At 60.4% G+C, this 21,406-nt stretch carries 26 protein-coding genes; 13 read left to right on the top strand and 13 right to left on the bottom strand.

Going from position 1 to position 21,406, the window contains the following annotated elements:
• Positions 1-1,023 precede the first annotated feature (1,023 nt).
• The 13 genes from H8S56_RS06315 to H8S56_RS06255 all read left to right on the top strand — a co-directional run bounded on the left by H8S56_RS06315 (position 1,024) and on the right by H8S56_RS06255 (position 10,238).
• Entirely contained in the window at positions 1,024-1,956 is a 933-nt protein-coding gene (locus H8S56_RS06315) for a sigma-54-dependent Fis family transcriptional regulator (RefSeq protein ID WP_024687627.1), read from the top strand.
• 63 nt (positions 1,957-2,019) lie between these two features.
• The gene (locus H8S56_RS06310) at positions 2,020-2,928 is read left to right on the top strand and encodes a sigma 54-interacting transcriptional regulator (RefSeq protein ID WP_187518151.1); all 909 of its coding nucleotides are present in this window, start codon (positions 2,020-2,022) and stop codon (positions 2,926-2,928) included.
• Positions 2,929-3,018: 90 nt separating this feature from the next.
• Positions 3,019-3,360 (top strand): membrane protein, encoded by a 342-nt coding sequence (locus H8S56_RS06305; RefSeq protein WP_024687625.1) that lies wholly within the window; start codon positions 3,019-3,021, stop codon positions 3,358-3,360.
• A gap of 55 nt (positions 3,361-3,415) precedes the next feature.
• A complete protein-coding gene (gene hrpZ / locus H8S56_RS06300; RefSeq protein ID WP_187518150.1) occupies positions 3,416-4,498 on the top strand; it encodes a type III secretion system effector HrpZ in 1,083 nt (360 codons plus the stop codon).
• Positions 4,499-4,526: 28 nt separating this feature from the next.
• Entirely contained in the window at positions 4,527-4,901 is a 375-nt protein-coding gene (gene sctI, locus H8S56_RS06295) for a type III secretion system inner rod subunit SctI (protein WP_024687623.1), read from the top strand.
• Positions 4,902-4,910: 9 nt separating this feature from the next.
• Complete coding sequence (gene sctJ / locus H8S56_RS06290; protein ID WP_187518149.1) at positions 4,911-5,717, top strand: type III secretion system inner membrane ring lipoprotein SctJ; 807 nt, start codon at positions 4,911-4,913, stop codon at positions 5,715-5,717.
• On the top strand, positions 5,714-6,244 hold the full coding sequence (locus H8S56_RS06285) for a type III secretion protein (protein WP_187518148.1): 531 nt from the start codon (positions 5,714-5,716) through the stop codon (positions 6,242-6,244). The genes sctJ and H8S56_RS06285 overlap by 4 nt, the downstream gene beginning before the upstream one ends.
• A 36-nt stretch (positions 6,245-6,280) precedes the next feature.
• Entirely contained in the window at positions 6,281-6,862 is a 582-nt protein-coding gene (sctL, locus tag H8S56_RS06280) for a type III secretion system stator protein SctL (protein ID WP_187518147.1), read from the top strand.
• Positions 6,863-6,944: 82 nt separating this feature from the next.
• Complete coding sequence (locus H8S56_RS06275) at positions 6,945-7,169, top strand: type III secretion protein (RefSeq protein ID WP_024687619.1); 225 nt, start codon at positions 6,945-6,947, stop codon at positions 7,167-7,169.
• Positions 7,156-7,587 carry a type III secretion protein gene (locus H8S56_RS06270; RefSeq protein ID WP_187518146.1) on the top strand — a complete coding sequence of 144 codons (432 nt, stop codon included), beginning with the start codon at positions 7,156-7,158 and terminating at the stop codon, positions 7,585-7,587. Before H8S56_RS06275 ends, H8S56_RS06270 begins: the two co-directional genes overlap by 14 nt.
• Before the next feature lies 1 nt (position 7,588).
• Positions 7,589-9,688: a type III secretion system outer membrane ring subunit SctC gene (gene sctC, locus H8S56_RS06265; protein WP_187518145.1), complete on the top strand. Its 2,100-nt coding sequence runs from the start codon at positions 7,589-7,591 to the stop codon at positions 9,686-9,688.
• Positions 9,685-9,888, top strand: a complete 204-nt coding sequence (gene hrpT / locus H8S56_RS06260; RefSeq protein WP_024687616.1) for an HrpT family type III secretion system protein — start codon at positions 9,685-9,687, stop codon at positions 9,886-9,888. Before sctC ends, hrpT begins: the two co-directional genes overlap by 4 nt.
• A gap of 2 nt (positions 9,889-9,890) precedes the next feature.
• Entirely contained in the window at positions 9,891-10,238 is a 348-nt protein-coding gene (locus tag H8S56_RS06255; RefSeq protein ID WP_024687615.1) for a hypothetical protein, read from the top strand.
• Positions 10,239-10,262: 24 nt separating this feature from the next.
• Here H8S56_RS06255 and H8S56_RS06250 read toward each other — a convergent pair whose 3' ends face one another.
• The 13 genes from H8S56_RS06250 to sctW form a co-directional block, all read right to left on the bottom strand.
• On the bottom strand, positions 10,263-10,613 hold the full coding sequence (locus tag H8S56_RS06250; RefSeq protein ID WP_187518144.1) for a hypothetical protein: 351 nt from the start codon (positions 10,611-10,613) through the stop codon (positions 10,263-10,265).
• A 95-nt stretch (positions 10,614-10,708) separates the two neighbouring features.
• The gene (gene sctU, locus H8S56_RS06245) at positions 10,709-11,788 is read right to left on the bottom strand and encodes a type III secretion system export apparatus subunit SctU (protein ID WP_187518143.1); all 1,080 of its coding nucleotides are present in this window, start codon (positions 11,786-11,788) and stop codon (positions 10,709-10,711) included.
• Positions 11,785-12,579: a type III secretion system export apparatus subunit SctT gene (gene sctT / locus H8S56_RS06240; protein WP_187518142.1), complete on the bottom strand. Its 795-nt coding sequence runs from the start codon at positions 12,577-12,579 to the stop codon at positions 11,785-11,787. Before sctT ends, sctU begins: the two co-directional genes overlap by 4 nt.
• A complete protein-coding gene (sctS, locus tag H8S56_RS06235; protein WP_024687116.1) occupies positions 12,580-12,846 on the bottom strand; it encodes a type III secretion system export apparatus subunit SctS in 267 nt (88 codons plus the stop codon).
• Between the two features lie 7 nt (positions 12,847-12,853).
• Positions 12,854-13,507 carry a type III secretion system export apparatus subunit SctR gene (sctR, locus tag H8S56_RS06230; protein WP_024687115.1) on the bottom strand — a complete coding sequence of 218 codons (654 nt, stop codon included), beginning with the start codon at positions 13,505-13,507 and terminating at the stop codon, positions 12,854-12,856.
• Positions 13,504-13,905, bottom strand: a complete 402-nt coding sequence (locus H8S56_RS06225; RefSeq protein WP_187518141.1) for a FliM/FliN family flagellar motor switch protein — start codon at positions 13,903-13,905, stop codon at positions 13,504-13,506. The genes sctR and H8S56_RS06225 overlap by 4 nt, the downstream gene beginning before the upstream one ends.
• The gene (locus tag H8S56_RS06220) at positions 13,895-14,611 is read right to left on the bottom strand and encodes a type III secretion system protein (RefSeq protein ID WP_187518140.1); all 717 of its coding nucleotides are present in this window, start codon (positions 14,609-14,611) and stop codon (positions 13,895-13,897) included. The genes H8S56_RS06225 and H8S56_RS06220 overlap by 11 nt, the downstream gene beginning before the upstream one ends.
• Positions 14,608-15,186: a type III secretion system HrpP C-terminal domain-containing protein gene (locus H8S56_RS06215; protein WP_187518139.1), complete on the bottom strand. Its 579-nt coding sequence runs from the start codon at positions 15,184-15,186 to the stop codon at positions 14,608-14,610. The genes H8S56_RS06220 and H8S56_RS06215 overlap by 4 nt, the downstream gene beginning before the upstream one ends.
• Positions 15,187-15,192: 6 nt before the next feature.
• A complete protein-coding gene (locus H8S56_RS06210) occupies positions 15,193-15,639 on the bottom strand; it encodes a hypothetical protein (protein WP_024687111.1) in 447 nt (148 codons plus the stop codon).
• Positions 15,640-15,641: 2 nt separating this feature from the next.
• The gene (locus tag H8S56_RS06205; RefSeq protein WP_187518138.1) at positions 15,642-16,991 is read right to left on the bottom strand and encodes a FliI/YscN family ATPase; all 1,350 of its coding nucleotides are present in this window, start codon (positions 16,989-16,991) and stop codon (positions 15,642-15,644) included.
• A complete protein-coding gene (gene sctD, locus H8S56_RS06200) occupies positions 16,988-17,992 on the bottom strand; it encodes a type III secretion system inner membrane ring subunit SctD (protein ID WP_187518137.1) in 1,005 nt (334 codons plus the stop codon). The genes H8S56_RS06205 and sctD overlap by 4 nt, the downstream gene beginning before the upstream one ends.
• 33 nt (positions 17,993-18,025) lie before the next feature.
• Positions 18,026-20,125 carry a type III secretion system export apparatus subunit SctV gene (gene sctV / locus H8S56_RS06195; RefSeq protein ID WP_024687108.1) on the bottom strand — a complete coding sequence of 700 codons (2,100 nt, stop codon included), beginning with the start codon at positions 20,123-20,125 and terminating at the stop codon, positions 18,026-18,028.
• Positions 20,125-21,234 carry a type III secretion system gatekeeper subunit SctW gene (sctW, locus tag H8S56_RS06190; RefSeq protein WP_187518136.1) on the bottom strand — a complete coding sequence of 370 codons (1,110 nt, stop codon included), beginning with the start codon at positions 21,232-21,234 and terminating at the stop codon, positions 20,125-20,127. Before sctW ends, sctV begins: the two co-directional genes overlap by 1 nt.
• Positions 21,235-21,406: the final 172 nt, after the last annotated feature.

The raw sequence follows: 21,406 nt of genomic DNA, 5'->3' as shown, positions 1-21,406 counted from the left end.
TTTTTGGTGCCTTTAGCGGGGCCAAGTCGATTTGTAACGGCTTAAACACACAGCCTTGCCTTGCCGAGCCAAGCCTTTATGTGCCGTAATCATGGCAGGACGCCCCGTTTTAATATCGAAAAAGTCGGTTAATAACATGAACTTTTTAGATGTTTTGTATCAGCGCATTTACACACATTTAGAAACATTCGGTTTATGGGATCCCATCAGCAAGCCTCATGACCGCAAGATTCATTGAACTTTTTTACAAAGCCACCGGGCTTGTGTGCGCTGAATCCTTTCTTCCGAATTTACTCTCCTTTCCAGCTTGGCCGTTTCCATGCCTGGGCTCCATTCGTTCGGATTGCCGAATGCTTGATATCATAAAGGCATCACTCTTTGCCTTGTGTAGCCCTTGCGGCTCAACAGGGCGGGAGCGTGCCGTCGCCTTGCGTTCGGAAAACCGACTGCTTTTGGTGCCCTGTACTTCTTATTAAACGTCGATAAGATTTTTGTTCTGTGCCCTGTTTCTTTTTTATTACTGGTGAATATTTTGGTTGGCAATGAACAGTATTGAATCGTGAGTGCCCGTTTAATTCATTGTGTATCTTAGTTGGAGGTGCACGCACTCCGGTTTAAAAAAAGTGCTCTTTTCTTACTTGTGTTCGGGCGGGTTGTTTCAAGTGAGAGTCGCCGTTCGTTTACCGTAGGTCTGCTCGGTTTTGGGGCATCAAACCACCGGCTGCGGCTGAGAATGCTTCTTGACAAACGTCTGCGTAGGCCTGTCCTGGGCAGTGAAACCGGGCTGGGGAGCGGTCCGCAGCCATCTAACTGGTTGAGAAGCCTGAAATAACGATAGTTTAAAATAATCGTTTGAAAAGACTCGCTCTATCCATCCGTCATTCTCTGTAGGATGATGCTACTTTGATATTATTTTCTGAATGTGTGACTCTTTTCTCAGTACGTCGGGAACTAAATCCATATATTCCTGCCTTGTAAGTCGTGGTATTACTAGTGCGCCTGCATCCACAGTGAGAGTGAGCAATGAACGCAAAAGGCGATGTAAGCGGCCGAGGATGTCATCCAGATAGTGCGTTGTCGGCTTTTCATGAAATTGCAATGAATAGTGCAGTTCTGGATATGGACTTGCTGTTGTGCGGGGAGACAGGGACCGGCAAGGACACCCTGGCCAACCGTATCCACGCGCTGTCCAATCGGCCAGGTGCATTCATCGGTATGAATTGCGCGGCCATCCCTGAATCGCTGGCCGAAAGCCAGCTTTTCGGGGTGGTCAACGGGGCGTTTACGGGCGTTTGCCGTTCCCGGGAGGGTTACATCGAAGCGGCTCAGGGCGGCACGTTGTACCTGGATGAGATCGACAGCATGCCGATGAGCCTGCAAGCCAAGCTCTTGCGGGTACTGGAGTGTCGAGGTGTTGAACGTCTGGGTTCGACAGCATTCATTCCCGTGGATTTGCGAGTGATTGCCTCCGCCCAGCGGCCTCTGGATGAACTGGTGGAACAAGGACTTTTTCGGCGCGACCTGTTCTTCAGGCTCAATGCACTGACGCTGCAACTGCCAGCGTTGCGTACACGTCGCGAACAGATTTTGCCGTTGTTCGACCAGTTCACCCAGAGCATCGCGCAGGATTTCGGAAGGCCTGCACCGACGCTGGACAGCGCGCGTGTGTTAATGCTCCTCAGCCATGACTGGCCTGGCAACATTCGGGAACTCAAGTCGTCTGCCAAACGGTTTGTGCTGGGTCTCCCCTTGCTCGGCGCAGAGCCGCCCGAGGTCCGGGATTCAGCCATGTGCCTGCGTACACAACTACGTGTCATCGAAAAAAGGCTCATCCAGGACGCCTTCAAACGGCACCGCCACAACGTCGATGCTGTGCTGCAGGAACTCGAACTGCCCCGACGTACCCTGTACCACCGCATGAAGGAGCTGGGCGTGGCTGGCCACATCGCTGCCTGACGCCTGATCTGGGTTTCTGATCCGAGTTTGTGTAATCCGGCTACTCATTGTGTGGGGTCATGGATGAGCGTTGATGTGGGTTTTGATGATGATTTCGATCACGAGCGTGTGCCGAATCTGGGAATTGTCGCTGAAAGCATTTCGCAACTAGGGATCGACGTATTGCTGTCGGGAGAAACCGGCACGGGCAAGGACACCATTGCCAAACGCATCCATGCGATGTCCGGGCGCAAAGGGCGCCTGGTCGCGATGAATTGTGCGGCCATTCCGGAAACCCTGGCGGAAAGCGAGCTGTTCGGCGTGGTCAGTGGCGCCTACACCGGTGCCGATCGCTCACGGGTCGGCTATATCGAAGCGGCGCATGGCGGTACGTTGTACCTGGATGAGATCGATAGCATGCCTCTGAGCCTGCAGGCCAAGCTGCTGCGAGTGCTGGAAACCCGTTCAATCGAGCGACTGGGTTCCACGTCGAGCATCAAGCTCGACATCTGCGTGATCGCGTCGGCCCAGCGCTCGCTGGACGATGCCGTGGAAGATGGCACCTTTCGTCGCGACCTGTACTTTCGCCTCAATGTCCTGACACTCAAGCTACCGCCGTTGCGCACCCAGCATGAGCGTATCGTGCCCCTGTTCATCCGATTCGCCGACGTTGCTGCCAGCGAATTGAACGTGATAGCCCCCAGAGTGAGTTCGCTGTTGCAGCAAACGCTGCTCGATCATGACTGGCCCGGCAACATTCGTGAACTCAAGGCAGCCGCCAAGCGCTTCGTGCTCGGCCTGCCATTGCTGGGAATCGAAGCTTCTGATGATGAGCGCCAGAACTGTGGGCTCAAATCGCAGCTGCGATGCATCGAGAAAGTCCTGATTCAGGAGTCGCTCAAGCGCCATCGCAACTGTGTCGATGCGGTCAGTCAGGAGCTGGACATGCCGCGCCGTACGCTTTACAGGCGCATCAAGGAATTACAGATCTGATTTTTGCATCGGGCCTGGAACCGATCTGCCAGTCGTTGCCACCTATCTGTACCAAGCAATCACGCTGGTTACGATAAGGGGTTTCACATCATGGTCGCACCTGTAGGTCTCACCTCGAAAATCACCAACATGTTCAACAGCGGCGTCAGTGCTGCGGGCGGAGTGGCGCAGGGCGTGAACACCGTCTCCTCCACGGCTCAACTGCAGGGTGCAATCCTCAAGGGCACCGGCGGCAGCGCGGCAGTCGATGCGCAGGAACGCTCCAGCCGTGAGCAGGATGCCAACCAGGCCAAGCTGATCGACATGCAGTCCAAGGAAACCATCAAGAAGCAGACCATGGACGTATTGAACGCCATCCAGTCCGGCAAGGACGACTCGTCGAACAAGAAAATCAGTGCCACGGCGCAGACGACCAAAGGTATCAGTTACTAATTCTTTCTGATTGCCCCCTCGTCAGAGGGGGCCGCTACCTTAGGATGGGTGTTTCATGCAAAGTCTCAACAGTGCCAACCCGCTTCTTCAAACTTCGGCTTCACTCTTCACCCTGCCGCTCCAGAGCAAGGATTACAGCAGCACCACTCAGTCCAGCAAACCGCTGCAGGACGTGGTCGAGCAGCTTATCCAGGCCCTGACCAAAAACGGTCAACTGGACGAAAGCTCGCCATTGGGCAAGATGCTCGCCAAGGCGATGAGCGCCGAGGGCAAGTCCGCAGGTATCGAAGGCCTCAAGATCGCGCTCGACAAACTGATTCACGACAAGCTCGGCGATAATTTCGGCGCCTCGGCCGGTACAGGGGCGGGCGGCGGCGGTGCTGGCTCCGGCGGCGTCGGCGGTGCAGGTGGCGCAGATGCCGGTCAGTCCGACCTGATGAACCAGGTGCTGAACGGCCTTGGCAAAGCGGCACTGGATGATTTGCTGACCAAACAGACCGATGGGACCAACTTCTCCCCGGACGACATGCCGATGCTTGAACAGATCGCGCAGTTCATGGACGACAACAAGGCCGCATTTCCAACGCCGGACTCGGGTTCGTGGCTGAACGAGCTCAAGGAAGACAACTTCCTGGACGGCGATGAAACTGCTCAATTTCGCTCAGCGCTGGACGTCATCGGTCAGCAGCTTGGTAAACAGCAGAGCGATGCCAGCGGCGTTGGCGATGTAGCAGGCGGTGGCCTGGGTTCCCCGGTAACGGACACGGCCAGTTCACCTGCTCCACTGACCGATCCTGCCGCTAATACCACGCAAAATTCTCTGGGCGGTGATGGCCTGGGGCAACTGCTGGGTGAACTGGTGGAGCGTGGCCTGCAATCGGTGCTGTCCGAAGGTGGCGGTCTGGGCACTCCCGTCGGCACCACGCCGCAACCGGGCGCGACGCCAGCGGGCAACTCGCCGACCTCCGATCTTGGGCAACTGCTTGGCGGGCTGCTCGAACGAGGTCTGGAAGTGACGTTGCAAGGCAGTGCCGGTGCCAATGGTGGCGGAGCCGATCTGCAGGCCAGTGCTGCGCAAACCGCTGCGCAGATCATCAACACCTTGCTGCAAGGCACTCAGAACCCGACGTTGTCCTGACTTGAAAACCGCCTGACGGAGAGCTCCCGTGACCATTTCCCACCTCAGTAACCTCAAAAGCGCCACGCCGGAATCTGGGCTGGAGATGCGTCAGGGGCTTGTTTCCGAGCCAGTACAGGCGGATGTCGACCTGTTCAACGCGGCCATACGACCGGATAACGTGCGTGCGACTTCTCACCTGTCTGATCAGGTTGCCAGCGCACTGTCCGATCGCTTGAGCGACACCGAGAAACTGTCGCAGCAGGCGCTGCGCAAAATGAAGAAAGTCGCAGGTTCCGAAGACGGCGCAGACATCATCGAGATGGGCCGTGCGTTGTCGCAGTGTTCGTTGCAAATGGCGCTGACGACCAAGGTCGTGAGCAAGAGCGCCCAGGCGCTCGACAAGTTGACCAACCTGCAGTAGAGGTTTTCCGTGAAATGTCTGAGTGCAGGGTTGCTCCTGTTGAGCCTGCTGATGCTGGGCGGCTGCAGCGACGAAACCGAACTGTTTACCGGCTTGTCCGAGCAGGACTCCAACGAGGTGGTGGCACGTCTGGCCGATCAGCACATCGACGCGCGCAAACGCATGGAAAAAAGTGGCGTAGTGGTCACCGTCTCGACCCGGGAAATGAACCGCGCCGTGCGAGTGCTGGATGCCGCAGGCCTGCCTCGGCGTTCGCGAACCAGCCTGGGTGAAATCTTCAAGAAGGAAGGCGTGATCTCCACGCCACTGGAAGAGCGTGCCCGCTACATCTATGCCTTGTCTCAGGAGCTTGAAGCCACCCTGTCGCAGATCGACGGGGTAATCGTGGCCAGGGTCCATGTCGTGCTGCCGGAGCGCATCGCCCCTGGCGAGCCGGTGCAGCCAGCCTCGGCGGCGGTGTTCATCAAGCATTCCGCCGCGCTTGACCCTGACAGCGTGCGCGGGCGAATCCAGCAGATGGTTGCCAGCAGCATCCCCGGCATGTCCGGGCAGTCGGCCGATTCAAAGAAATTCTCGATCGTCTTCGTGCCGGCCGCCGAATTTCAGGAAACCACGCAGTGGGCGAACTTCGGGCCGTTCAAGCTGGACAGTGACAACCTGCCGTTCTGGAACCTGATGCTGTGGCTGGTGCCCGTAGGACTGGTCGTAGTGCTGCTGATCGTTGCGCTGGTACTGCGCGGTGACTGGCGCGCCGCTGCCTTGCAACGAATCGGCATCGGCCGTCGCAGTCGCTCGACTTTGCCGGCGCGGGCATGACCGGCTCGACTGCCGAGGACCTGTGGGTCCAGTGGTGGTGCAATCCCTGGCAGTGGGCACACCCGGCCTGGCAGAACAGGTTTGCCCAGGCCCACGGGCTGTCGATGGACGCGTGTACGGCGTTGATGAACTGCCGCCATGCGGTGTTTCTGCACACCATGGGGATTGAACCCAGCCAGCCGCCGTCTCCTGACGAGACGACGCTGCGCTGGCTTTCGCTTACTCCGTCGCAGCGCGATCACGCGCTGGCGCTGGCACAGTGCATCTGTTTCGCTGCGGGTGAGCGCGATGACCCCGAGGGCCAATGGTGCCAGGCACTGACCAAGGCCTTGCGTCCCAGTGTCTGGCTGATGCCCGAAACCGCCGACGCCCGCGCGCTGCTCGGTGCCTGGCTGGGGCCTGCATGCTGGTCGCGCCTGCGCCTGGCCTGGGCACCCGGCGAGGTGGCCGACAACCCCAGTCAGGCACCCGACGGAAAACTCCAGACGTTGTGGCAGGCCATTCTCTGGCGCGTCACGGCAGGTTGATTTCATCCCTTTTTCTGTGCGTCACGGAGTTTGTTTATGCTCGCCAAACGCAGTATTGCCCTGACCGACACTGCGCTGCTGCCTGAGCCCATCGTGCGCCGCGAACACATTGCCGACAGCCTGCTGGCGCGAGACGTTCTGGCCGACGCGCGGCGTGAGGCTCAGCAGCTATTGCTGCAGGCGCAAGAGGAAGGCGGCCGCCTTCAGCAGCAGGCACTGGCCGAGTTCTGGGCCACGGCCAATGCGTTTCTCTGTGACCTGCACGTTATGCGTGACGCCTTGCAACGGCAGGTCATGGACAGTGTCGAGTCGCTGTTAAGCGATGCACTTTCGCAGTTGCTGGACGACACCACGCTGGCCGAACGCGCCCGCGCTGTCGTGCGCAACCTGGCCGCCAGCCAGCTGAACGAGGCCGCGGCGACGCTCAGCGTCCACCCTGACATGGCGGAACCGGTGGCCGAGTGGTTGGCTGAAAGCCGGTTTGCCGAGCATTGGCGGCTCAAGCGTGACCTCTCGATAGCCGTGGGCAGCCTGCGTCTGAGTGATGCCAATGGCGCGTTCGACATTGAGTGGGCGGCGTTGCGCGACGGGCTGCTGGGCGCTGAAACGATGGCCTGACGCGCGCGTTGCACTCAGGATGGAACCGCTACGCAGGTTTGCTCCACTCAAGGTTTGAATCCTTCTGCTGGAGTACCTGGACATGATCAGTTTCAAGAGCCTGCAAAACCATCTTGATAATTCCTTGAGCCGCGCTCAGACCGATATGAACAACGCCGCCATGGACGCCTCTGAAAGCGGCTCCATCGAAGACCTGCAAGCGTTCAACGAAGCCCAGCAGCAGACCGATGTCGCCAGCATCGCCGTCAACGAAAGCCTGCGCGCCAAACACGGCATCACCAAAGCAATCATCGATGGAATTCAGTGACTTCTCCGAGATCCTCGGCCAGTGGTCGGCGCAACGTCCAGCAACCCCTCTGGATTGCTGGATCGATGACGCCAACGCGCGCCTGGCCGTGGACGGCGATGGCGTGCGTTGCAGCATCGAGGTGCTTGATCCGTATGACGCCAGTGATCCGCAGCGCCTCGATGCCCTGCTCCTTCAGGGCGGTGCCAGCGTGGCGTGCGCCTGCGACGGCGCGCTGGGCATCGACCCTCAGACGCGTTGTGTGGTGCTGCTCAACTGGATGGCGAATCCGTGCAGCCTTGCCGACCTGCTCAATTGTCTGGAAAGCCTGGCCAACCAGCGCGGCGCCATGCTCAGCCTGATGCACACCACTATTCGCACGACAGCGCCGGGCTCATCCGTGCGCGCGATTCTCAATCAGCGGCAACCGGGAGTGTGAAATGCGCAAGGCCTTAATGTGGTTGCCTTTACTGTTGATCGGGGTGACCTCAGTAACATGGGCGGTCACCCCCGAAGCCTGGAAACACACCGCCTACGCTTACGACGCTCGCCAGACCGAGCTGTCGGTAGCGCTGGCCGATTTCGCCAAGGAGTTCGGCATGGCGCTCGACATGGAGCCGGTGCCGGGCAAGCTGGATGGGCGTATCCGCGCTCAGAACCCTCAGGAATTTCTTGAACGTCTGGCCCAGGAGCATCATTTCCAGTGGTTCGTGTACAACGATACCCTGTACATCAGCCCGTCCAGCCAGCACACCTCGGCGCGCATCGAAGTCTCGCCCGATGCGGTCGATGACCTGCAGACGGCCCTGACCGACGTAGGGCTGCTGGACAAACGCTTCGGTTGGGGCGCATTGCCGGACGAAGGCGTGGTGCTGGTCCGCGGGCCGGCCAAGTACGTGGAGTTCGTGCGCAGCTACAGCAAGAAGGTCGAGCCGCCAGAGAAGGCCGACAAGCAGGACGTGGTCATGCTGCCGCTCAAGTACGCCAACGCCGCTGACCGCACTATTCACTACCGCGATCAGGAGCTGGTGGTGGCGGGCGTCGCCAGCATTCTTCAGGAACTGCTGGAAAGCCGTTCGCGAGGCGACGACATCAGCAGCATCAATCTGCTGGGCGGGCAGGGCAAGGGCAGTCGCTCAAGTGGCGGTAGTCTGGGCTCGACAGGCCTTGCGTATAACCTGGATTCCAATGGCATCGACTCCGGTGCGCTGCAACAAGGCCTGGACCGGGTGCTCAATTTCGGCAGCAAGAAATCCGGCAAGGGCAGCGGCGGCGGTCGCGCCAACATCCGCGTCAGTGCTGATGTACGTAATAACGCCGTGTTGATTTACGACTTGCCCGAGCGCAAGGCGATGTACCAGAAACTGGTGAAAGAGCTGGACGTACCTCGCAACCTGATCGAAATCGATGCGGTCATTCTCGACATCGACCGCAACGAACTGGCGGAGCTGTCCAGCCGCTGGAATTTCAATTCAGGCAGCTTCAGTGGCGGTGTCAACCTGTTTGAAGGCGGCACCAGCTCGACCCTGTTTATCCAGAACGCCAGCAAGTTTTCCGCAGAACTGCATGCGCTGGAAGGCAATGGCTCGGCCTCGGTGATCGGCAACCCCTCGATCCTGACCCTGGAAAACCAGCCCGCCGTGATCGACTTCAGCCGTACCGAATACATCACCGCAACGTCCGAGCGGGTCGCGGATATCCAGCCCATCACCGCTGGCACCAGCCTGCAGGTGATTCCGCGTTCGCTGGATCACGACGGCAAGCCGCAGGTGCAGTTGATCGTCGACATCGAAGACGGGCAGATCGACGTGTCGAGCATCAATGACGAACAGCCCAGCGTGCGCAAAGGCAACGTCAGCACCCAGGCGGTGATCGCTGAACACGGCTCGCTGGTCATCGGCGGCTTCCATGGCATGGAAGCCAACGACAAGGTGCATAAAGTGCCATTGCTGGGCGACATTCCCTACATCGGCAAGCTGCTCTTCCAGTCCCGCAGCCGTGAACTGAGCCAGCGCGAACGGCTGTTCATTCTGACTCCGCGCCTGATCGGTGATCAGGTCAACCCGGCCCGTTACGTCGTGAACGGCAACCCTCATGATGTGGATGATCAGATGAAAAAGATCAAGGAACGTCGCGACGGTGGCGAGCTGCCGACCCGGGGTGATATTCAGAAAATCTTCACCCAGATGGCCGACGGTGTCGCACCTGCCGGCATGCGTGCTGGCGAGACGCTGCCGTTTGAGGCCGACAGCCTGTGCGACCCCGGCGAAGGCCTGAGCCTGGATCGGCAGCGGTCGCAGTGGTTCGTGCAAAAGGACTGGGGCGTGGCCGTGGTGGTTGCGCGCAACACGACCGCAAGACCTGTACGCATCGATGAAAGCCGTTGTGGTGGTCGCTGGGTCATGGCCGTTGCTGCCTGGCCACATGCCTGGCTGCAGCCGGGAGAAGAAAGCGAGGTGTACATCGCGTTGCGTCAGCCTCAGATCTCCAAAATGGCCAAAGAAAGCCGTCCGTCGCTGCTCAGGGGAGTCGCACCATGAAAAAACGTAGCGTTGTTCTATTGTTCGTTATGTTCGCTACGCTGACCGGATGCGCTACCCACGGCTGCGCCGGCTATGCCTGCAAACGCCCTGATTCGAACAGCCGTGAGCTGGTCATCTGGTGGCCGCCTGACATGCGTCAGGGGCTGGATGAGCAAGACCGTGACCGGGACTATACCGTCGTGCAGTTAAAGGACTGAAGATGATTGAGGTAAAGGAAAAAAAGGCGTTCTACACCCAGGTCGCCGCGCAGGCGCCAGCCGTCTGGCCTGTGGCCAGCGGGGTTGCCTTTGTCAGCCGCCGCGAGCACCAGAACTGGGGGATTGCCCTGCACATCGAAGGTCGGGCATTGCGCCCCGAGCAACTGCGAGAAGCGCTGCAACTGAGGTTTTCAGAAGCAGAGCGGTTCAACGATTACTTTCTGTTCCTGGATGTACAGCGTGATTTTGTCGTGTGGCACGCCGTCAACGACGCGCCGAACGCGGTCACCAACCTGGATGAGATACGACGGCATGAATTGATCCTGGCAGGGCTGGATCATTTGGCGTAGCCCGATCAAATCGCGTTGAAGACCTCAAAGAAAACCGCCTCCTGGAGGCGGTTTTTTTGCCTGGGCAAACACGCGACTCTTGTTCTTCAAACAGCACCCGACCACCTGAATCAACACCGTTTGTGTGGGAGGCGGCTTGCCGGCGATTCGGTTTCTCAGACACCACTTCAGCGACTGAATCAACGCCATCGCCGGCAAGCCGCCTCCCATGGTGTGCTCTGCGAAAGACCTCACAGATAACCGCCTTCGCATACTGGAGGTGTTTTTTTTACCTTGGCAAACACGCAGCGCTTGTTCTTCAAACAGCACCAGATCAACTGAATCGACACCGTTTTTGTGGGAGGCGGCTTGCCGGCGATGCGGTTTCTTGGGCAACACTTCAGCGACTGGATCAACGCCATCACCGGCAAGCCGCCTCCCACGGTGTTCTCTGCGAAAGACCTTACAGATAGGAGGGCTGAGCCCGGACGCTACAACTCGACTTCGATCTGAATCACTTCGTCAGTGACTTCGTCGAGCTGGCGGATCACTTTGTAGATGTGCCCGACGGCCAGGAGGGTAGGGCGGGGGATGTATTTGCCGACATTGACGCGGTACAGCGTGCGGGCGAGCCAGATGCTCTGCACCACCGGGATCCCGGCTTTTTTGGCTCGGGCAATCAGCGCAAGGGCGTCTTCGTCCTTACCTTTGCAGTGAATCAACGGCAATGGCGTTTCGCCCGGTCGGTAGTACAGCGCCACCGCGTAGTGCGTGGGGTTGACCAGCAGCATGTCGGCGTCTTCCACCGGGTTGGGGGCGGCGCTGGGCTCTTGGTTGAGAATCTCGTGGGCCAGCTGTTTGCGATGGCCTTTGACGTGCGGGTCGCCCTCGGACTGTTTGTATTCCTTCTTGATGTCCTCGTGGCTCATGCGCAGCTTCTTGGCGTGGAAGTACTTCTGCATGGCGAAGTCGATCAGGGCGATCACCAGCAGTAGTCCGAGTATCACGCGAAGAATATGCTGAAACAGCTCCACCAGTGCGTGCCAGTAGGTCGTCAGATCGCTGTTGGCCAATAACACCAGCGTACCCAGGGCGGGCTTGACCTGCGTGTAGAGCGTTGCGGAAATGGCAACCGCCTTGAGAATGCTCAACAGCAGGTTGGTGATGTTCTGCCCGGAAAACATCTGCTTGGCGTGGGAGAAGGGGTTGATCTTGTTGATGTCGAGCTTCAGCGCCTTGGGTGCGAACAGAAAGCCGATCTGCACCCAACTGCTGAGCAGGCGCATGAGCATGGCGAGGCCGACGCTGCACAGCGTGAAACTCAGCAGCACGGCCAGACCGTCGCTGGCCACCAGCTCGACGGCCGATAGAAAGGGCCGGTCGACGCCCTTGAACGACAACGCCAGCAAGGCTTCCAGCCGGTCGACACTTTCATCGGCCAGGGCCAGGGTGATTTCGCTGACGGCCATCAACACCATCAGCTTGCCCAGGTCCTGACTCTGTCCGACCTGGCCTTTTTCCCGGGCGTCACGTATCTGCTTGGGCGTGGCCTTCTCGGTTTTTTCGCTCATGGCACCTGGACCAGAACGTTGAACAACGACTTCAGGTCAGCCAGCTTCAAGAGCTCGCCGGTGCCCAACTCCAGCAGTGTCGGCAGATAAATCAGCAGAAACGCGATACCCGCCATGCTTTTGGCGGGCATGGCAAGAATCGACACGTTGAGTTGTTGGGCATAGAGACCGACGATGGCAAACGCCGCCTCGATCAACAGCAGCAGCGCGATGAAAGGCGCTGCGTACAGCATCATGTGCTGGAGCGTCTGGTTGAGCTGACCAAGAAAGGCATCGAAGCCCTGCGCGGTCATGCCCGGCAACCACGCGGTTGGCGGCCAGACGCTGTAGCTGTCCCAGATCACCTGAGTGATCAGTGACAGCCCGCCACACAGCAGCACCAGCATGATCAGGGTTTCCTGAAACAACTCGCCCAGCGGCGTGGCATCCGGGCCCAGACTCGGGTTTATCTGCCCGCCGCTCAGTGCGCCGCGCTGGCTGTCGAGCAACGCGCCGACCGAGGCGAACATCCAGAACGGCGCGTACAGCAGCACGCCCAGCAGCGTCCCCAGTACCGCTTCCTTGATCAGCAGCCCGGCAATCTCGAACCAGTTGTCCTGCAGAGAGGACAAGGCCCGGCTGATACCCGGTGCCGGTATCATCGCCACCACCGCCACCACGGCGTAACGCAACGGGCCTTTCAGGTACTTGAAGCAGAACGCCGGCACTAACAGCATGCAGGGCAGCAACCGCGCCATGGCCAGGCCCATGCCCAGCATCAGTTCGAACGCCTCTTGTGCATTGAAGGGCATCTAGTGATTGACCCCGGAGCGGGCGATCAGATCGAAGGCCATGTTGATGAACTGGATCAGCTCGACGCCGATCCAGCGGCCGGTCATGGCCAGGGTCAGGCCGACAGCGGCCAGTTTGATCCCGAACGGCAGGGTCTGATCCTGAATCTGCATCAGGGCCTGCAAAAGAGAGGTGATTACCCCGACCAGTACCGCCACACCCAGCGGCGGGGCGGTGAGGATCACCACCAGAAACATGCCCTGCTTGAACAACGCCAGCGCTTCCATGGCCGCCTCACATATACGAATAGAAGAGGCTGTCGAGCAGGCGGGACCAGCCCGACACCAGCACGAACAACAGCAGTTTGAGCGGTAGCGAAAGGGTCATGGGCGAGACCATTTGCATGCCCAGCGCCAGCAGCAGGTTTGAGACGATCAGGTCGATGACGATGAACGGAATGTAGATCAGAAAGCCGATCTCGAAACCGGCCTGCAATTCCGACAGCACAAACGCCGGGATCGCCAGCAGCAGGTCGTTCTTGCTCGCCTGATCAGCCATTTCCTTAGGCCACATGCGCTGGGTGTTATCCAGCAGATGGGCGATGACGTCAGGGTCGGTGTTGCGGGTCATGAAGCGTTGCAGCGGTTCAATCAGGTTGCCGACGCTGGCCTGCAGCTTGTCGATGTTGCCCATCTCCAGCGGATGGTCATGAACCTTTTGCTGGATTTCGTGAGCCACCGGCGCCATCACGAACAGGGTCGCCGCCAACGCGATGCCATACAACGCCATGTTCGGCGGCACCTGCTGCACGCCGATGGCGTTGCGGGTGATCAGCAGCGTCATGGCGATTTTCAGGAACGCGGTGCAGACGATCAACAGAAACGGGATCAGCGACAATGCGCCCAGAAACAGCGCCAGCAGAATCGGGTTCATCCCCTCCATGATCATGAGTAAGCCGCCATCCGGGTAATCTGTAAGCCGAGTCGGCCATCGACATCCACCAGCTCGCCTTCGGCCACCACACGGTCGCCGTGGCAAAGCGTGGCGTGCCCTGGCGCTACGCCATTGATCTCCAGGATCGTCCCGGCGTCCAGTCGGCGCAGTTCGCCGAGCGTCAGCCGGAGTTCACCACAACGCAGGGTCAGGTCCAGTGCAAGGTCTTCGAAACCGGCAGGTTCGGGCGGCGTCTCGGGTTCGCAGGTGACATCGGTTTCGGTTTCAGGCCACGACGGCTCGTCTCGATAACCCGTCTCATAGGCAGGCTCGTGTTCGCCAGCCTCGTCAGCCAGGCTGTGCTCATCGTCCAGGCTGTCGACGTCTTCCTGGTAGAGATCCTCAGTACTCATTGTGACCGTGCTCCTCATGGCTGAGCCGCAAAAACAGGTGGTGCGCCTGGCTGTCGGCGTGCGCCGCCCAGTGGCGTGCACCCAGTGCGAGACGACCCTGACCGGTGCTGTCGAAGTCACAGCGGGCGGGCAGCACCACGTCGCCTGGACGCAGCGACGCCAGTTGGTTCAGCGTCAGCGACAGCTCGCCGATGATCAAAGGTGTGGTCACTGACCAGGTTTCATCCACTGGCCGCTGCCGCGCTTTCCATGGGGCGCAACTCAGCAGCCTGAGCAGGGTTTCGGGGGTGGTGTGCAAGTGGGCATGCACCGACTCTTCGGCGAGACGGGCCTGGATCCGGCAGCCGAAGGAGGCCTGCGCCGGGCTGTCGAACAACGGCTCCAGCGGGGCCAGCAATGCGGCAATCGTTGGGCTCAGGCGTTGATTGAAAAACTGCCAGTACCAGCTTTGTTGCTCACCGGTCAGCGTCAGCGGTGCATCGCCCAGCAGGCTCAAAAGGGCCTCTGCATCACTCAGGCACAGGGCGCCGACCGCACTGTTTAGCCACACACCGATGGCCGCCACGTCTGATTCGGCAACCAGCGGCAGCAGGGTCAGTTCGCCATGCTGGCCCTGGCTGTGGAACGCCAGGCTTTGACCGGCACCCAGCTCACGTGTGGCGCGGGCCAGCAGCGGGTCCACTTTGCGCAGATAGAGGGCGTTCATGCTTCACGCTCTTCATGAAGGTCCAGATCGACGTCCAGCCCCATGGCCTGTGACAGCGCGTCGCGACAGGCTCCCACATGACCCTGCAATCGCTTGAGCACGTCACGGCGAGCGAAGCCCAACTGGATGCTCCAGCGGTTGTCGGTCTTTTCTGCATTGACCCGCACCGTGCCCAGATTGGGCATCAACAGGGTGAAGTTGAGCGGGCCTTCAGGCTGCTCAGGCAGGCGCTGCGCCACCTCATCGATCAGTTGCGTGGGCACCGCTTCGCTCTTCACAGGAAAGGCCACCGCACCACCGGCAAAGCCTTGCTGATCGCGCTCTTCGCTCACTGCGGGCACCAGCAATTGGGAGAAGAACAGACCGTCAGGGCTGATCGGGGTTTCCGCAAAAGACTTGTTTGAGGTCGAGCGACTTGTCTGAGTGTCGCCACGGCCAATGACGGCAAGGGCCGGTCGCTTTTCCCCCGGACCAGCAGGCGCTGTGGGCGCGGCAGACGGTCTCTCCATCGGCACGGCACGTTGTGGTGCGGGCGCAGGCGGTGGCTTGGGCGCGGACTGGATCGGTGTGGGCATCGGCTCTTAACCTTCTTCGTTGAGGGTCTCGCTCATGCAGGCCAGTTTCTCGACTGCTCGCTGAGACGCCTTGGCTTGTCGTTGTCGCTCTTCAAGCAACGCCTGTTGTTCGGTGATCCGCAATTGCTGCTGCTGTATGTCCTGACGGATGAGTGCCAGGCGGTCGAGCATGTTTTTTTCTTTCTCGTGCCAACGGTCGACATCGTTGAGGCTGATGGTCTTTTCCAGATGATCCTCGGACAGGCTCTCCCGCCGTTTGCGGTGGTGATCGCGCGCCAGGCTCAACGACGCTCTGGTTGCTGATAGGTGGTCGAGCATCGATTTCAGTTCCACCTGTGCCTGACGTTGTGCGCGCTCGGCACTCGCCTGGCGATGTTGGCGCAGGGGTGTGAGCAGGCCGATCACCTGTTCCAGCGCCAGCCGTTGCGGGTCTTCTTCCAGCGCGTCGTCCATGCTTATTCCGGTAATTGCGAGGTGAGCTGCAGCAGGCCGTCGAGAGTGTCCTGCAGCGCTACGGGTTCACGCAGGTCCTGACGCAGGAAGGCATTGATGTCGTCGTTGAGGCGCACGGCGCAGTCGGTGACCGGGTCGGCACCGGCCTGGTATTCACCCAGGCGCAGGAGCATTTCCACTTGCTTGTAGGCCGCCAGCAACTGGCGCAGCCGGTTGTTGGCGCGCTGGTGATCGCGACCGCTGACGTTGCTCAAAATCCGGCTGATGCTGGCCGACACGTCGATGGCCGGGTAATGCCCGCGTTCGGCCAGTTTGCGCGACAGCACGATGTGGCCGTCGAGCAAGGATCGCACTTCGTCCGCCACCGGGTCGTTCATCGAATCCTGCTCGATCAGCACGGTATAGAGCGCGGTGATCGAGCCGTCTTCACTCATCCCGGCGCGCTCCACCAGACGCGGCAGCAAGGTGTACACCGATGGCGGCAGACCGCCGCGGCCCAGAGGCTCGCCCGATGCGATACCAATTTCGCGTTGGGCACGGGCAAAGCGGGTCAGTGAGTCGAGCAGCAACAACACTTTCTGCCCTCGGGCACGAAAGGCTTCGGCAATCGCCGTTGCTGTGAACGCCGCCCGTGCGCGCTCCATGCTGGACCGGTCGGACGTGGCGCAGACCAATACCGAACGGCTGCGCAGGGTTGCATCCAGTTCGTGGTCGAGAAATTCGCGCAGCTCACGGCCCCGCTCACCAATCAGCCCGAAGACGATCACGTCGCAATCCATGTTGCGCGCCAGTTCGGCCATCAGCGTGGTCTTGCCGCAACCGGCACCGGCAAACAGTCCGACACGCTGGCCTTCGCCCAGCAGAATGGCGCTGTCGATGGCGCGCACACCGGTTGGCAAGGCTCTGCTGATACGCGGGCGCTGGGTGGGCGGCAGGGCGTCGGCAATCACCGGCAACGTGGTGCGGCGATCGTTGGGGCCTGCGAAGGCCCCCAGGCAATCGCCCAGCAGTGGACGCCCGAAACCGTCGAGCACGCAACCCAGCAAGCTGTCATCCACGCCGATGCAGTGGGCCATGCCCAGCGGACGGATCGGTGCGCCGACCTGAATGCCGTCCGGTGCACCGAGGGCGCTGAGCAAGGTGCAATCGGGCGTGAAGCCGACAATCTCGGCCAACAGCAGGCTGCCATCGGCCTTGCTCACTTCGCACAGATCCCCGACCTTGGCCGCAGGCAGCTTGCACTCCAGCAGGATGCCTCGCACTGCACTCACCCGGCCGCTGACGCGAACGGCGCTGTAGTTGCGCAGGCGGGACGCGTGGGCAGCCTTCCAGTGGTCCAGCGCCGCGTTCACCAGTTCACCTCGATGTGCCGGTCGCCGTCGAACTGCAGACGCTGATCCTCAATGCGCGTCAGGCGCAGGCCGTTGAGTTCATCGCCCACGTACATTCGTTTGCCGTCAGCGGTCACGATGTGAGCGTGTGGTCCAGTCATGATCTGCACCACCACGAACGGCAGGGTATCCCGGACGCTGGCCACGTTGTCGAGTACGGTCACAGGCGAGCTGTAACGGTCTTTGAACCGCTGCAGCATGCGTTGATACACCAGCAGCGCTTCGTCCTTGATATCGCCTGTGAGCATCAGCCCTTGCGGGGTGTCTTCAATCTTGATGTCGGTCAGCAGCCGGTCGCTGAGCATGGTGCTCAGTTCACTGCGTACTGCGTCGACATTGGCCAGCCGAATCCGCGTGTCGTTCAGCGGCTTCGCATTTTTGCTCACGGTATGGGGTTGTGAGGGCTGGGCCGACGCAGGTGTCGCCACCGCTGTAGCGGACGCCACATGAGGCACTTCCTGATCCAGCGCGATGGACGGGGCACGGGTCAGGCTCCAGGCACTGCCGATGACGCCGATCAACAGCCCGGCAATGATGCCGGTGGTGCGGTTCAGCAGTTTCTGCGAACGGGATTCGACTTTTTCCAGCGGTGGTTCCGGGCGGGCAGGTTCCGCTTCAGGCTCCTGCTCTCGCTGCGCCTGCGGCGGGATGATTGCCGGAACCTGTGGCCAGGCGTCGCTGGCAGGCGAGACGCACAACCACACTGAACCAAGCATGAAGGCGGTGTTGAGCGTCAGCTCGGCGCTGCCCTGAGCGTTGCCTTCCTCGTCGCACACCGCGCCTTCTTCACCGTTCAGCACCCAGCGCTCACCCACGCGCTGCAGGCGGCCGTGCAGGTTTTCGACACCGGCATCGTCAAGCGCCAGATCCTGTTGTTCGGCGGAGCCAATGGACCACTCTTCGCCGATCAACGGCAGTGCGGCGCCCTGGTGCTGGCCGTTCAGTACGCGTAATTCAAACATCCGACCTTCTCCCTGTGCTCAAGTCCGACGGACTCAAGCGGCGTGTTCGTTATCCATGGGTTCGAGATCGTCTTCCAGGTCGAACCGACCCATGACCTTGACCTTGGCTGCGTTGCTGATCTCCGCGAAGGACATGACGGGGACGTGGTAGAACTCTTCTCTGAGCAACGCCCGGAGCGGACTGCGCAGGTCCTGAGCGACCAGCAGCACCGCCTGTTCCGGCGCTCGCAGGGGGAACGCCATGTGCAGTTGCTGGACCAGCATCTGGCTGACGTCATTGCTGAGGGCGAAGAAGGTTTCCGTCTGGGTCTGACGCAGACCGTCGCGCAGCAGGCCCTCGCTTTCCGGAGTCAGCAGCCAGACCAGCAACCCGTCCGGCCCGCTGTACTGGTGATAGATCTGCGACTTGAGGGCGATGCGCACGTAGTCGGTCAGCACGCTGATGTCGCGCTCGTGCTGGGCGTGTTCGATCAGGGTTTCGGCGATTACCCGGATTGCGCGCAGTGGCACGCACTCGGACGCCAGGCGTTGCAGCACCGCCGACAGCCGCGTCAGGGTGAGCACGCGTTGCATCTCCTGAGCCAGCTCGGGCTGCTCGGATTCCAGCCAACTGAGGATGGCCTTGGTTTCCTGCAGGCCGATGAACTGTGGTCCGCTGAATTGCAAGGCGCGCTCCATGCGCTCGGTGATCAAGGTCATGGCACTGACACCGGCCAGCTCGCCACGTTGCAGCTGCGGCGCATCGGCGGGCATCCAGACCCATTGATCTTCCTGACGCTCGACGCTCCCGGGGATCCCCGCTGGCGACTCCGCGTTTTCCAGCGCCCGTGCATCGACCGCCATATGGGTCGGGGACAAGGTGGCTTTCAGCAACGGCACGTCATAAACCGTGAAACGGAATTCGTCCGGCGGTAACTGCTCGGGGTGCTCGATGATGAACGAGGGCAGTGTCAGCCCGTATTGCACCACCAGACGGTTGCGCCGCTGACGGATTTCACTGACCAGCGCCTCGACCAGCGCCGGGTCCTGGCTGGGATGGAACTGCAACACGAACTGGCGGCTCGGCGAGAAGGTGCGCACGTCTTCGCGACCATTGAGTTCCGGGGCGACGTTCGCCGCGCCTTCCTGTTCTGCCTCAGGTTTGGCGCGATGCAACTGCAACAGGCCGCCCGCGCCACAGATGATGGCGATCGTGATGAACACGCCGGTCGGCATACCCGGCAGCGCGGCAAAGCCGAGCATGGCCACGGCAGCGATGATCCAGGCTTTGGGCTGACTGGTGATCTGCTCGGCGATCTCGCGGCCGATATTGGCTTCCACGCCGGCTTCGGTGTTGGGTACACGGGTGATGATCATGCCGCAGGTGACGGAAATCAGCAGCGCCGGAATCTGCGCGATCAGGCCGTCACCGATGGTCAGAACGGTGTACAGCTGCAAGGCGTCACCCGCGGTCATGCCGTGTTGCACCACCCCGATGGAGATGCCGCCGATCATGTTGATGGCGACGATGATCAGGCTGGCGATGGCATCACCGTTGACGAACTTCATCGCCCCGTCCATGGCCCCGAACAGCTGGCTTTCCTTGTTCAGCTCGGCCCGGCGATTGCGCGCCTCGTACACGCTGATCAGGTTGGCGCGCAGGTCGCTGTCGATGGACATCTGCTTGCCAGGCATCGCGTCCAGCGTGAAGCGCGCGCCGACCTCAGCGACCCGCTCGGAGCCTTTGGTGATCACCAGAAAGTTGACCACGGTCAGAATCAGGAAGATCACCAGACCCACCGCCAGGTTGCCGCCGACCACGAACTCGCCGAAGGCTTCAACGATGTGCCCGGCATCCTGATTGAGCAGAATCAGCCGCGTGGTGGAAATCGACAGCGCCAGACGAAACATGGTGGTCAGCAGCAGCACGGCCGGAAACGTCGAGAACGCCAGCGGCCTGGGCAGGTGCATCGCCAGCATGATCAGCAGGCAGGAAATACAGATGTTGACGGCGATCAGCACGTCCACCAGTCCGGTGGGCAGTGGCGTGATCATCATGAACACGATGGCAATCACGAAGAATGCCCCGACCAGCTCCGAGCGGCGCATGGCCGCCAGGGCAACGCCGTTCAGCAGGTTGATGACTTGGTTCATCAGGCGAGGCTCCCATAAAGCTGCTTCTGTTCCTGTTGAGTGAGTTCTGCCATCAGGATCAGCAGATTACTCAGTGCTGCCTGGCGGCTTTTCATGTCTCGCCAGAGCAGGATGGGCAGTTGCAGCAGCATCGGGCGCAGGCCGTTGAGAAAGGCCAGTTGATGCTTGAGTTGCTTGCCGCCGATGTGCTGGGTCAATTGCAGGGTCTGGTTCACGTTCATGCCATTGGCCGTCAGGGTCAGCAGGTGCTTGAGGAAAGCAGGGGGATCGACCTTGAGGTCGGGATTCTTGTTACGCATGCGCCCCAGCAAATGCTCGCAACCGCGCAGCAGGGTGGTCACGTGACGCGCGGTGGTCAGGCCATGCATCAGGGTGCGCAGTTGTTCGTTGGAGGCCGACGGATTCAGCGCCGACAGGTCATCGGCAATCGCGCTGCGCATGTCGCGCAGATTGAGGTCGAACTGGCCGGGCTCCTCTTGTTCACTGAGCAGCGCTTCGATCAGTCCGGTGATGTTCGGCTGGCCCGAAACGGCCACGCCATAGAGGCTGCGTAAATTCGCCCTGCGCTTTTCATCGATGTTCTGCCGTGCAAAGGCCTTGGCGGTATTGATACCGGCCCGCGCGCGAGGCCCGTACTTGCGACGCAACTGTTTGAGCTGCTGGGTCAGCATCATGTGCTCGACCATTTCGCCATCGGCCTCAGCCTGCTTGCGCGCCGCCTGCAACACCACATGGGCCTTGGCGGCATCGCCTTCGGTGTAGGCCAGCACCTGCGTCAGGTCGTCGTTCGAGCTTTCTTGCTGCAACTTCTTGCGCAGCGCCTTGGCGGCATTATCCAGCCCCGTGTCCTGCGCGCCCATCAACAGCTGATACAGCTCTCCCAGCTTCACGGCACGCGATTGCAGAGCGTTATTGCTCGCGATCAGTTCGCGCTGGCTGAGGATCCTGCTGTGCAGCACCAGTGCCGCAGCGAAGCGCGATATCTGCTGCGACGACGTCCCCCCGCTATGAGGCGTGGGGGCGTGAATCGGCGGTGCGATGGCAGGCGTGACAACGCGGGTCGGCGTGACCGGATGTATTGGCAATAGAGGCGGGGCGACGATTTTCATAGGACGGTTCTGAGCCTGGTCATGTCCGCTGAGTGGGTCGCAGCTCAGGTTCGGTTCCCTGCCGGAAGTCGTCGTCGTGTTTGTGCCAAATGCTGTAGAGGCAAACGCACGCCAGCGCAAAAATTTGTATTTCAAGGAATTACAAGTTTTTAATTATTTATTAAAAACAATG

The organism is Pseudomonas triticifolii (genome assembly GCF_014358015.1).
GTDB lineage: Bacteria > Pseudomonadota > Gammaproteobacteria > Pseudomonadales > Pseudomonadaceae > Aquipseudomonas > Aquipseudomonas triticifolii.
The sequence above is the reverse complement of the archived record's forward strand: the minus strand, read 5'-3'. Positions and strand labels throughout refer to the sequence as shown.